The organism is Chryseobacterium cheonjiense (assembly GCF_012927265.1).
Lineage (GTDB): Bacteria > Bacteroidota > Bacteroidia > Flavobacteriales > Weeksellaceae > Chryseobacterium > Chryseobacterium cheonjiense.
Genome location: NZ_JABBGF010000003.1, coordinates 556,087 through 568,776, shown reverse-complemented (window position 1 = coordinate 568,776; position 12,690 = coordinate 556,087). Strand labels below are relative to the sequence as shown.

Annotated in this window: 12 protein-coding genes; 9 read left to right on the top strand and 3 right to left on the bottom strand. The window is 38.8% G+C overall.

Annotation, left to right across the window (positions count from 1 at the left end; all coding sequences use genetic code 11):
• The first annotated feature begins 3 nt into the window (after positions 1 to 3).
• The 9 genes from HHL20_RS17430 to HHL20_RS17390 all read left to right on the top strand — a co-directional run bounded on the left by HHL20_RS17430 (position 4) and on the right by HHL20_RS17390 (position 6,655).
• Entirely contained in the window at positions 4 to 906 is a 903-nt protein-coding gene (locus tag HHL20_RS17430) for a pirin family protein (protein WP_169232442.1), read from the top strand.
• A gap of 16 nt (positions 907 to 922) precedes the next feature.
• A complete protein-coding gene (locus tag HHL20_RS17425; protein ID WP_169232441.1) occupies positions 923 to 1,456 on the top strand; it encodes an NADPH-dependent FMN reductase in 534 nt (177 codons plus the stop codon).
• Positions 1,456 to 2,034, top strand: a complete 579-nt coding sequence (locus HHL20_RS17420; protein WP_169232440.1) for a TMEM175 family protein — start codon at positions 1,456 to 1,458, stop codon at positions 2,032 to 2,034. The genes HHL20_RS17425 and HHL20_RS17420 overlap by 1 nt, the downstream gene beginning before the upstream one ends.
• A 1-nt stretch (position 2,035) precedes the next feature.
• Positions 2,036 to 2,254 (top strand): (4Fe-4S)-binding protein, encoded by a 219-nt coding sequence (locus HHL20_RS17415; RefSeq protein ID WP_169232439.1) that lies wholly within the window; start codon positions 2,036 to 2,038, stop codon positions 2,252 to 2,254.
• Positions 2,254 to 2,652 (top strand): OsmC family protein, encoded by a 399-nt coding sequence (locus HHL20_RS17410; protein WP_169232438.1) that lies wholly within the window; start codon positions 2,254 to 2,256, stop codon positions 2,650 to 2,652. Before HHL20_RS17415 ends, HHL20_RS17410 begins: the two co-directional genes overlap by 1 nt.
• Before the next feature lies 1 nt (position 2,653).
• Positions 2,654 to 2,953, top strand: coding sequence for a GNAT family N-acetyltransferase (locus HHL20_RS17405; RefSeq protein ID WP_185194835.1), 300 nt, complete (start codon positions 2,654 to 2,656; stop codon positions 2,951 to 2,953).
• 163 nt (positions 2,954 to 3,116) lie between these two features.
• A complete protein-coding gene (locus HHL20_RS17400) occupies positions 3,117 to 4,556 on the top strand; it encodes a sodium:solute symporter (RefSeq protein ID WP_169232437.1) in 1,440 nt (479 codons plus the stop codon).
• A 251-nt stretch (positions 4,557 to 4,807) separates the two neighbouring features.
• Positions 4,808 to 5,659 carry a transketolase gene (locus tag HHL20_RS17395; RefSeq protein ID WP_169232436.1) on the top strand — a complete coding sequence of 284 codons (852 nt, stop codon included), beginning with the start codon at positions 4,808 to 4,810 and terminating at the stop codon, positions 5,657 to 5,659.
• A 51-nt stretch (positions 5,660 to 5,710) separates the two neighbouring features.
• Positions 5,711 to 6,655, top strand: a complete 945-nt coding sequence (locus tag HHL20_RS17390) for a transketolase family protein (RefSeq protein WP_169232435.1) — start codon at positions 5,711 to 5,713, stop codon at positions 6,653 to 6,655.
• Positions 6,656 to 6,840: 185 nt separating this feature from the next.
• Here HHL20_RS17390 and HHL20_RS17385 read toward each other — a convergent pair whose 3' ends face one another.
• The 3 genes from HHL20_RS17385 to HHL20_RS17375 form a co-directional block, all read right to left on the bottom strand.
• Positions 6,841 to 7,218 (bottom strand): hypothetical protein, encoded by a 378-nt coding sequence (locus tag HHL20_RS17385; protein ID WP_169232434.1) that lies wholly within the window; start codon positions 7,216 to 7,218, stop codon positions 6,841 to 6,843.
• 67 nt (positions 7,219 to 7,285) lie between these two features.
• Positions 7,286 to 7,756 carry an Lrp/AsnC family transcriptional regulator gene (locus HHL20_RS17380; RefSeq protein WP_029298841.1) on the bottom strand — a complete coding sequence of 157 codons (471 nt, stop codon included), beginning with the start codon at positions 7,754 to 7,756 and terminating at the stop codon, positions 7,286 to 7,288.
• 134 nt (positions 7,757 to 7,890) lie between these two features.
• Positions 7,891 to 12,687: a translocation/assembly module TamB domain-containing protein gene (locus tag HHL20_RS17375; RefSeq protein ID WP_169232433.1), complete on the bottom strand. Its 4,797-nt coding sequence runs from the start codon at positions 12,685 to 12,687 to the stop codon at positions 7,891 to 7,893.
• Between the last annotated feature and the right edge of the window lie 3 nt (positions 12,688 to 12,690).

Here is a 12,690-nt window from a genome sequence, read left to right as displayed (position 1 = left end):
ATCATGTCAAATATCGGCCTTATTATAGAAGAGAAATCTGCAGATATCGGAAACTTCCTGGTGGGAAGACTTTTACCTTTCCGCGAAAAGAGAGCCGTCGGACCCTTTGTTTTTATCGATCACATGGGTCCCGCTGAACTGAAAGACTATCAGAATCTTGACGTCCCGCCGCATCCACATATCGGACTTTCAACATTAACATACCTTCTGGAAGGTTCAATCTTTCACAGGGACAGTGTAGGAAGCGCTATTGAAATCCAGCCGGGAGCCGTAAACTGGATGACGGCAGGAAAAGGAGTTGTGCATTCTGAGAGGACACCTGAATACCTGAGACATTCTGACAAGAGACTTCACGGTTTTCAGATCTGGGTAGGTCTCCCGAGACATCTCGAACAATCCGAACCTACGTTCCATCATATTGAAGCGGATGAAATTCCGGATTGGGAAGAAGACGGCATAAAATATAAACTGATTGCAGGTGAAGCTTTCGGCAGAAAATCTCCGGTTCCCGTTCACAGCAAATTATTTTTTATTGAAATTAAAACAAAAGACGCTAAAAAGATTAGTATCGGAAAAGATCTTTACGGAGAAGCAGCCATGTATGTGCTGGACGGAACGGTTTCTACAGACGGAAATTCATACGGTTCCAAGCAGCTGATGATTGCCAAGGACACAAAATTATGCGAATTTGATATGAGCGAAAACGGAACGGTTTATCTTTTTGGAGGTGAACCTTTCGATGAAGAACGTTTTATATTCTGGAATTTTGTAAATTCCGACAAAGAATTGATAGAGCAGGCAAAAGTAAACTGGAACGACCAGAATCATGAAGCTTTTCCTCTGGTTCCGGGGGATGAAGAAGATTATGTTCCGCTTCCAAAAGCAATATTAAACAAAAAACCGTAGGAAGAAAAAATAAATTATGAAAATATTAGCATTTGCGGGAAGCACTTCTTCCACCTCCATCAACAAAGAACTGGTAAAGTTTGTGTTGAAAGATTTTCAGGATGACGAGATTAATTTAATTGATTTAAATGATTTCGACATGCCTGTTTTTTCTGTAGACCGCGAAAAGAAAGGTTTTCCGGACGAAGCCCATCATTTTTTACAAGTGATTGAAGAATGCGATGCCATTATCTGTTCTCTGGCCGAGCACAACAGATCGTACAGTGCGGCTTTTAAAAACGTGTTCGACTGGGCTTCGAGAATCAATGTAAAAGTCTTTCAAAACAGGCCGATGCTTCTAATGTCGACCTCTCCCGGAGGTTACGGCGGCGGAAATGTAATGAACACGGCAAAAACTTTTTTCCCGCAGTTCGGGGGCGAGGTTAAGGAAACGTTTTCACTTCCAAAGTTCTACGAGAATTTCGATCTGGAAGTAGGAGTGATTGATCCCGAAATGCTTAAAGATCTTAAAGATAAAATAACAAATTTTAAAAATCAGATCAGAAACTAATGTCCAAAGGAAGGTTAGAAGCTTTCAGTGATGGTGTTCTGGCAATCATCATCACCATAATGGTACTGGAACTGAAAGTTCCGGAGGGAAACAGCTGGCAAAGCCTTAAACCTCTTATCCCAAAGTTCCTGGCTTATCTTTTCAGCTTTCTATACATAGGAATTTACTGGAATAATCATCATCATTTGTTTCAGGCCGTGAAAAAAATAAACGGAAAAATTCTTTGGGCAAATCTCCATCTGCTATTCTGGCTTTCTTTAATGCCTTTTGCCACAGATTGGATCGGAGAAACACATTTTGCAAAAAATCCGGTAGCAACGTACGGATTCGGGCTTGTGCTGTGCGCGATTGCTTATAACATTCTGGAAAATACAATCGCGAAATATGAAGATGAAAATTCTAAGCTGAAACAGGCAATTGCATCACGCTTCAAGGAAAATGTATCAATAGTTCTGTATGTTTCCGGAATTATTATTTCATTTATTTATCCTTACATTGCTGTTGTATTTTATTATACAGTAGCAGTGCTGTGGCTGATTCCGGACAAAAGAATAGAAAAAACTTTAAACGAAAATTGATATGGAAACACACGAATATGCAGCAGGAGAAATAACAGTCATTTGGCAGCCTAAAAAATGTATTCATGCAGCAGTTTGCGTAAAAACACTTCCTAAAGTGTACAATCCTAAAGAAAGGCCCTGGCTAAAACCTGAAAATGCAACAGCAGAGGAACTTAAAAACCAAATTGACCTTTGCCCTTCAGGAGCATTAAGTTATAAATTTAATACAGCAATATAATGTCTATAACCGTAAAAGCAAGCTTAGGCAAGGAAAAATACTATACCGAAGTTATCGCCGGCGAAAATACCCTCATTACGGATGAACCGGTGGATAAAGGCGGCGGAAACAAAGGTTTCAATCCGTTTGAAATTCTGGCAACGTCGCTGGCAAGCTGTACTGCAGCTACCCTGAGAATGTACATCGACAGAAAAGAATGGAATATTGATACCATCCATGTAGAAGTGGAACTTGAGAATTTTCCTTTAACCAAGAGAGCCATTTTTAAACGAGATATCACTTTTGAAGGTATGATCCCTGATGAGGAGCAGATGAAAAGGCTGCGTACTATTGCAGATGCATGCCCTATTCATAAAATACTGACTAACGATATCGAAATATTAACCAAATTTTCATAATATGATTGAAGTAAGACAAAGCAACAACGAGAAAAACGGAAATTTTGAAGCGTTCATAGACGGAAACCACGCTGGTTTGATGACGTATACCTGGGCGGGAGAAGAAAGATTCATCATTGATCATACCGAAGTGGAAGAAGCATACAACGGTAAAGGTGTTGGTAAAGAAATGCTCCTGGCTTCGGTAGATTTTGCAAGAAAAAACGGAAAAACCATCATTCCGCTGTGTCCTTTTGCAAAAGCTACTTTCCAGAAACATGAAGAGCTTCAGGATGTACTGGTAAACAAAACACAGGCTTAGGATAAGAGTAAGGTTGAGGTTAGGACTAAAGTAATCTCAGCGATTTAACCCCGACCTTAATTTAAAAAAGATGCTACCTTTCGGAACAAATCCGGAAGGTTTTTATTTTTTTGAGCAGAATATAAAAAAACTATATTTGCTAAAATTTTAATTTAAACAGAACATGTCTCCGATTATTTTATTATCCATTATCATCATATACTTTGCATTACTGCTCTGGGTAGCATACAAAACCGGAAAAGGAAGTGATAATGAAAGTTTCTTCATAGGAAACCGTAAAAGTAACTGGATGCTTGTTGCCTTCGGAATGATCGGAACCTCTTTATCGGGAGTTACCTTTGTGAGTGTTCCGGGAGCAGTAGGAAATGACAAATTTTCATATTTGCAGATTACATTAGGATACCTGATCGGATACATCGTTGTTGCATATGTTCTTCTTCCTTTGTATTACAGGTTAAAACTGACGTCTATTTATGGCTATCTTCAGCAGAGAATGGGACAGCTTTCTTATAAATCCGGAGCATGGATCTTTATTGTTTCAAGGTTGGTAGGTGCAACGGCGAGATTATATCTTGTTGTAAATATTCTGCAGGTCTCCATCCTTGACAGTTTGGGTGTTCCTTTTATTGTAACTACACTTATCATCCTGGGCATGATCATTCTTTATACCTATGAAGGAGGCGTGAAAACCATCGTCTGGACAGATACCCTACAGACTTCCTGCATGCTTCTGGGACTGATTATCTGTACGGTTTACATGCTGAATCATCTCGGACTAAGCATTGGCGACAGTTTTACGGCAATGAATGAAAAAGGTTATACCAAAATTTTTGATTTCGATTCGAACCAGAAAAGTTTCTTTATCAAACAGATTCTCGCGGGAGCTTTTATTACCATTACCATGACAGGAATAGATCAGGAAATGATGCAGAAAAGTCTTTCCGTAACCAGACTGAAAGATTCTCAGAAGAATATGGTGACTTTAGGTTTTATTCTGCTGGGTGTTATTTCATTATTCCTTTATATGGGTGGCCTTCTCCATCTTTACGGTGCCCAGGAAAGTGTTTCCAGCGCAGGCGACCAGCTGTTTCCGGATATCGCTCTGAATCATATGCCTCCGTTTATCTCCATCATCTTTATCATTGCCCTTATTTCGGCATTGTTTCCAAGTGCGGACGGTGCGATGACGGCACTCACTTCATCACTTTGTATCGACATTTTCGGGATGAGAGAAAGAACACACTGGGACGATGGCAAGAAGGAGAAGTTCAGAAAGAACATCCACCTTTTGGTTGCGGTATCATTTTTAATAATGGTCATCATTTTTAAGGTTATCAATGATAATTCGATGATCGGATTGATTCTTAAACTTGCCGGATTTACATACGGACCTCTTTTAGGTTTATTTGCTTTCGGGATTTTCACGAAGTTTAAAGTAAAAGACAAACTGGTGCCTTTTGTATGTATTGCCGCACCGGTAATTTCGTTCTTTATCGATAAGTATCAGGAGACACTTTTCGGGGAATTCAAAATAGGGCTGGAACTTTTAATTATTAATGGTCTGCTTACTTTTATCGGGCTTTGGCTGATCAGGAAGAAATAATTTCATTTTATTCATATTTATCAACATTTACTTATCATTTTCAAATAAAAAATAAAATAATTGTAAAATTCCGATATTTCGTTAATTTCCTCTTCATTAGTTTATTTAATATAAAATACTTTACTCTTACTAAAAAATACTTATCATTAAAAATACGTTAAAAGATTAAAACCCGGACACAAATCCGGGTTTTTGCATTTCCGTAAGCCATTAAAAAATTGTAAATTCGCTTTGTAAATAAATCTTATATAATGAGTAAAAGCATCGAAGAGCTAAAATCTCTTACTACGCAAATCAGAAGAGACATTTTAAGAATGGTTCATGCTGTGAATTCCGGCCACCCGGGTGGAAGCTTAGGTTGTACCGAATTTTTCACAGCACTTTACGGAAAGGTAATGAACTATAAACTTCCTTTCACCATGGAAGGTAAAAATGAAGATCATTTCTATCTTTCGAACGGGCATATTTCTCCGGTATTCTATTCTACTTTAGCGAGATTCGGATTTTTCCCGGTAGATGAACTGAGAACTTTCAGAAAACTGGATTCAAGATTGCAGGGACACCCTACCACTCACGAAGGGCTTCCGGGGATCAGAGTAGCGTCAGGTTCTTTAGGACAGGGACTTTCTGTTGCTTTAGGTGCGGCTCAGGGTAAGAAATTAGATGGCGACAGCTCTTTAGTGTATACTTTACAGGGAGACGGAGAATTGCAGGAAGGGCAAAACTGGGAGGCTTTCATGTATGCTGCTTCCAAAAAAGTTGACAATATCATTTCCACAATTGATTATAACGGACAGCAAATTGACGGCAGTACAGACAATGTATTATCATTGGGAAACCTTCATGCTAAGCTGGAGGCTTTCGGATGGACCGTGCTTGAAGAGAAAAACGGCAATGATCTTGAAGCGGTAATCGCTATTCTTGAGAAAGCAAAAACCGAAACGGGAAAAGAAAAACCTGTTGCTATCATCCTTCATACTCAAATGGGGAATGGCGTAGATTTCATGATGGGATCTCACGCGTGGCATGGTAAAGCTCCTAATGACGAACAACTGGATACCGCATTCAAACAATTGTATTTAGAAGCTCCGGCTGATTATTAATTATAAGTAATGAGTAATTGGTAATAAGTAATCTTAATTAATAATTAGAAAATGAAATTTACATATACAGAAAAAAAAGATACACGTTCAGGATTCGGAGCCGGATTGGCTGAATTGGCAGATAAAAACCCAAATGTTGTAGCACTTTGCGCAGACCTTATCGGATCTTTGAAAATGGAGAAGTTCATTGAAAAAGCTCCTGAGAGATTCTTCCAGGTAGGTATTGCAGAAGCCAATATGATGGGTATGGCAGCAGGATTAAGCATCACGGGAAAAATTCCTTTTACGGGAACTTTCGCGAACTTTTCGACTTCGAGAGTGTATGACCAGATTCGTCAGTCTATCGCGTATTCCAATAAAAATGTAAAAATCTGTGCTTCCCATGCTGGCCTTACTTTAGGAGAAGACGGTGCGACACACCAGGTTCTGGAAGACATCGGAATGATGAAAATGCTTCCAGGAATGACGGTAATCAATCCTTGTGACTACAACCAGACAAAAGCTGCTACCCTTGCAATTGCAGAACACGAAGGTCCGGTTTACCTGAGATTCGGGAGACCTACCGTTCCTGTTTTCATGCCTGAAGATATGCCTTTCGAGATTGGAAAAGGAATTATGCTTCAGGAAGGGACCGATGTAACCATCGTTGCAACAGGTCACCTTGTTTGGGAATCTCTGGTTGCTGCAGATGAGCTTGAAAAAGAAGGAATTTCTTGTGAGGTAATCAATATTCACACGATTAAACCTTTAGACGAAGAAATCATCCTGAAATCGGTTGAAAAAACAGGAAAAATTGTAACAGCTGAGGAACACAATTACCTTGGAGGAATGGGAGAATCTATTGCAGGAATGCTTGCCAGAAGAAGACCAACCAGACAGGAATTCGTAGCGGTGAATGATACCTTTGGAGAGTCTGCGACCCCAGCGGAATTGATGAAGAAATATAAGATTGATTCAACTGCGGTGAAAGAAGCAGTGAAAAGAATTTTAGCTTAAAAATATAAAGATCATATTGAAAAAGTCCTCATTACTGAGGACTTTTTGTTTTATGGACCGATATTGTAATAAGTTTCGGCTAAAGCCGAGCTCTCATACTAAATAAGAAAGCGGGCTTCCTTCGACAAGCTCAGGATACTAACCGCTCCTATAATATTTATTAATCTCTTTATCTTCTTACAAAATCATCTGAAAAACTTCCATTTCGGAATAATGGCCAGCATTCCGAAACCTGTAAACAGAAAAAGATTGGTTACATCCGTATACAGGAATGTAGAAAGGTAATAATTATGCATAAAGAAGTGCAAGACCAGCAGTACCGGAAAAGCAAAAATCCCTATTTTCCTGTAAAAAAACATGAGCACAAGACTTACGACCATCAATGCATCAATTGCGAAAACAGTATAAGCATACCAGGCAGGAATATTCAGGGTTTCGTGCTGTAAATACTCATCAAGATCGATCCCGAATCCCATTACGGTAAACAAAAGCAATGCTGCAAAAGCAAGGATGAAGCCCCATCCTTTTTTAGGATCTTCGTCAAAATAGCTGTATTCTTCCATAGGTACAAAAATAAAGAACTTATGAGAGATTTCATAAGTTCTTATATATAATTTCTTTAAAAACCGATTATACAGAGATCGCGTTGATCAGTCTGTTTTTGTCGCTTAAGTATTCTTCCATAGAAATCATACTTTCCGTTCTCATTACATCCTGAATATCATCAATTTGATAGATGATTCTTTTTGCGTCATCTGTATTTTTAGCTCTTACTTTACAGAAAATATTATACTTTCCTGAAATAACGCTTGCTTCGATTACATTTGGAATTGTTGACAATTCTTTCAAAACTTCCTGAGTTCTGTTTGATTTTGTCAGAAGGATTCCGATGAAAGCCGTAAAATGATAGTCCAGTTTTCCGTAATCAATGTTAAGAGATGATCCCAAAATAATACCTGCATCCTCCATCTTTTTCACTCTTACGTGAATTGTACCAGCGGAAACATCCATCTGTTTAGCAATTTCTGTAAAAGGCATTCTTGTGTTTTCTACTAAGAAATCAAGAATTTTCTTGTCTATTTCGTCCAGTTGATAGTTCATATTAGTTAAATTACAATTTTCTTAAAAAAACAATGTATTTTTTGCAAATTTATAAAAAATAATTTAACTAAAAAAATTATATTAAATATTAACAATAATTAACACATATGAGAAAAATCATTATATATTTAGAATTATTTTGTAGTTGATTTTGTAGAATCTGTTTTTATTTCAGTTTTATCTTCAGGTAGTTTTTTATCTTTTTTCTTCTTTTTGAATAAAGAATTAAAGCTCTTGCTCCACACGATCCCTCCACCATACGCCTGATTGGCAGTACCATTTGATCCCGCACCGTTAATAACACCGATATTAGAAGGTTTCGAATAACCTCTCAAGATCAGGCTTCCGTCATTCTTTTTAGAAATATCGTATTCAATGGTTCCTTCTCCCGAAAGATAATTGGTTTCTGTATTTTCTGTTTTGGTAAGAGGAATTCCCAACCCTGTTTTTACTTTTATTCTTGGTGAAAGTGCGAAACTCACGCCGGCATTCGCCCGGTCTCCTATATTGGAATACTGATCCCCCTTTACGTAATTAAGGTCAATCTGGAATTCATTACTCATGGTATTAAGTACGGACCCAAGCTGCTTTAAAAGAAGATTATATCCTGAAGATTCTGCAACACCTGCCACATCCACATCTACCCCTCCGGTTTTTGAAACATTAAAACTGTTCAGCAGCAATACAGACCCGAATTGCAGTACCTTCTCCCCTTCCTGGCTCATTTTGGCAGCCAGTGTTTCCTTTACCTGGCTGGAAACATCCAGCGCGGTAACGTTAAGATCAACTTTAGGATCAACAAGAGACTGCGTGATATTCGCCTGCAGCAAAATACTGATCGGCTGAAGACTTCCCATATTCAGATATTCCCCTGCGTTGGAAACCATTCTTACGTAGTTGGCAGTAATGTCCAGCGCCGGCTTCATTGCATCACCATCCCATCGGATGCTGCTGCCTTTTTCAATCTGGAAGGTTTTATTCAGGATCGCTTTGGAAACAAAAGTTCCGTTATCTACTTTATAGGTTCCGTTCATCGCAATATTTCCCTGTCGGCTCATCTGGAAGCGAAGCTTTTCGGCAGCACCTTTCACTGTAATATTTCCTACCTCATCCCCTATCAGCACATTCACGGTAGTTCCTTTATCTACATCCAGCGCAAAATCTATATTCATATTCGCTCCGGACTTTTTCTTATCTTCCAATGTCACAAGTCCATTTTTTCCTTCTTTAAGAAACCTCAGCATCTTAAATTCTTCAACATTAGAGGTTGATCCCGAATTGAATGTAAAGGTACTTCCGCTCAGTGCTTTCATGTTTGGTGTTGAGAGACTGAGGCCGGATACAGGACCATCAACATACAAATCGCCCTGTCCGTAGACTCTTCCCCAGAAAAGATCATAATCTTTCTGAGTTGTATTTAAAACCAGTAAATTATCTGCCCTCATTACGAGGTTGACCCCCATTGAGGAAATCGTCTCAAACTGTATTGCTCCCGAAATATTTCCACTAGAGTTTGTTCTTCCGTCCCGAACCCCGATATTGTTGAGGATGGCAAGCCCTTTGGTAAGCGGGATTACGGTATCGTCAAACGAATAATCCACCCCGGTAAATAAAAGTTTAAGGCCAAATCCTTTTAAAGCAATATCCCCGCTGTAATCCAGATTACTGAATTTTCCGCTGATCTTAAGATCTCCGGTAGCCTTTCCTCTTAAATTTCCAAATACGGTTGTTACAAACTGTTGTGCAAAAGCGATATCAAAATCCCTCATTTCCGCAGTAAGGTCAATGGTAGGCGAAGAGGTATTGTTATTGACAGTTCCCGTAACATGAAGGCTGTTATTGCCGATTACTCCGGCAGAATTTACTCTTATGTCAACATCATATACATTCAAAGAAAATCCGTTGGTTGCAGAAATCGTAATATCTCCCATGTCATTTCCGTTCATCATAATATCATCGATGGTCATATCTACCAAAGGCTGAAGAGTACTCTTATCCATCTTGATTTTCACACTTCCATTAGCAAGACCTTTGATGTTCATGGCATTTCCTCCCGGCTGCATTTCCATAAGCTTCTCAATGGCGAAATCATTAACTTCAGCATCCAGGTAAAAATCTTTGGCAGACTTGAACTGGGCTTCCTTTACAAACAATGCACTATTATCGGAATAAATTCTCAAATTCCGGATGTCAAAATCTTTTTCTTTTTTACGATATGTTATGGAATGGTTAAGCTCCGGACTCGTATCAATAGCCCATGTCACATCATTAAACTTTACTTCTGTAGGTTCAAACCTGAAAATAAAATCTCCTCCTGCGTTGGTAGACTGGTTAACATTGATCGCATATTCCCTAAGATTATCATCAACTTCATCTTCAGGACTTCCATGTTTAAATTTCGTAGCCAGATGAAGAAGCGTGTTGTTCTCATTCCTGCCACTTAACGTTATGTCTTTAAGAATATTTTTGTTGTATTGAATTCGGTTTATTTTTGCAAAAATCTGTTCGTCCAGATTGGCCGTATTAATTCTGACCATTACACTATCCACCATCGCACTGTCCCGGGTAATATTGTCTCTTTCATTGATGGTATATGCAGGATTTGCTGCGGCAAGCGCTCTGTCTGCTTCCGTAATCTCCCGGGTTTTGGTCATGATATATTTTAGAGAAGCAGCATCAAGATTTAAGATTAGATTGTTAGAATTTCCATCGTATTGCCCTTCCACTTTTGCACCCTCCGGTAATTTCAGGTCCGGAAGAAAATAACTTACCAAACCCTGCTGAACATCAAAATTCATTGCAAAGCTTTGTCCTCTGTACATTTTTCTCGGAGCTGGCCCTACAAGAATTTTATTTAAGCCGTTTTCTACCATGCCTGCGAGATCCCCAAGGTTATACCTTCCCGATATTTTCCCGTTTACAGCACCCGGTGCATCAACATCAATCACACGGCCGCCGTTTTCAATGAACGTTTTCAGCTTTGCTGCCGGAATGTAATATTTCTGACTGGCTGTGGCGAAATTAATTGCGTTTGCCTCAACATCCAAAGTAAGGTCGTTAATGGATGACATGGCCATTTTACCATTCACTTTTCCGCTCACGATCTGAGTTCCGGGAGTGTTGGTAAAATAATTCATATTTAAATAATTAACATCAGCATTTACATTCATTGAAATTCTAGAGGTACTGAAATCAATTAATCCTTTAATATTGGCTTTTGCCTGTTCATCATTGACGGTGATGAGCCCGTTGTATTTTTTATGATCAAGAAGGCCTTCAAGGTACAAGTTGTTAATCTCTTTATTCATGATTTCAACACTGGTGATCCTAGATTTCGTGGTCAGTCTCATCGTATTGACGTCGAAGCTTTGGCCATTGATGTCAAATCTTCCGGAAATTAAACCTACCGACTTATTTTTTGTAATCACGGAAGTATTCAGGTCTTTAACTTCAGCAATCCCTACATATTTAGGCATAGAAGAGCTGTATTCAGTCAAAGAAAACTGTGTAATTTTCGCCTGCCCGATTCCAGTCATCAGGTTCCCGTTTGCTACATATACTTTATTCGGATTAACACTTGCGGTTCCGTTGTATTTTAATCTGCCGAAGTCATCTGCAAAGTTTTTCATTTTTTTAGAAATGAACAGAGGCATCATGGCTTTCAGGTCTTTATAGGTAAAATCCGCAGAAAGATCATTGGTTTCGATTAAAAAATTGCCTTTTAGCAGCCTGTTCACCTTCATGCTCTTTGTAGCAATATTTACATCAGGATTTCTGATCAGGAAATTATCCAGTCTGAAATTATTCAGCGGACCAGCCATTTTTCCGGAAATATTAAAGGGCTTGAAATTGTCCCAATTGGTTACAAAATAACTGATATCGTAACCGCTTAGCTGACTTCCCTGGATAAGATTCATCTCCCACTTCACTTTATCGGCAAAATCTGCCCAGGAACCATCGTCATGAAGATTAAATTTAATATCTCCCTGTAAAAGCGAATGATCTGTATTCAGCGTAAGATCTTTTAACGAAAGGTAATCCGGAGTCATTGAAAGCTCCGTAGAAAAAGTATCCACAAAATGTGATTTGCCCCATCTCGTCGTTGTGAACGACATATTGTTGATAAGGGCGGAAATATTTCTTCCGTTAACCTTTACATTCGGTGCTTTCAGATTAAAGTTGGTTGCAGTCAGCCATTTTCCTTTTTCTCCCGGAGAATTTAAATTCACAATGGAAACTTTGGAATCCAGAATCTGCAGTCTTGAATCCAGCTGAAAAGGAGGTTTGTTGGGATCTCTTTTTTTACCGCTGTCAAACAATTGAGTGAAGCGGATAAAATTTGAAATACTGTCGCCTTTATAAGTAATTACTTTTACATCAGCATTTTTTAAGGTTAAAGAATTAAAGCTTAGCGAATTGTTTTTGGTAATGTTTTTAAACAAAGAAAGCCAGTTTGAATTGGCAATGAACTCTTTAGACTGAATAAAATCGTAGCCTTTATAGTCTTTGATTTTTAACCCTTTAATTTTAACATTCCCAAAAAAATTTACTTCAACACTTTCTGTTGACATCTGCGCTTTGAAATCCCTGTTTACGACCTGCAGCGCCTGGTCTGCCGCCCATTGTTTGGTTACGGGAAGATTAATTGCAATAAAAATAGAGACTACAAGTCCGAGTCCGAGCCAGAAAAGAATCAAAAGCAGCCGTGCCCACCAGGAGTAACTGGTAACGTCTTTCACTGCCTGTTTCCCGAACTCTTCAGCAGTTTCCACCGGATGCTTGATCGCATCGGAAGCCAGCTCAGAAGCCTCTTTTACGGTCTCCTTTACTTTATCTCCGGCGTTTTCAACGGCTTTTTGTACCTGATTACCTAAGTTTTCAGCTACTGATTTTTTGTTCTCATTCTCGTTATTATTCTCTAACTTTGCCATTAT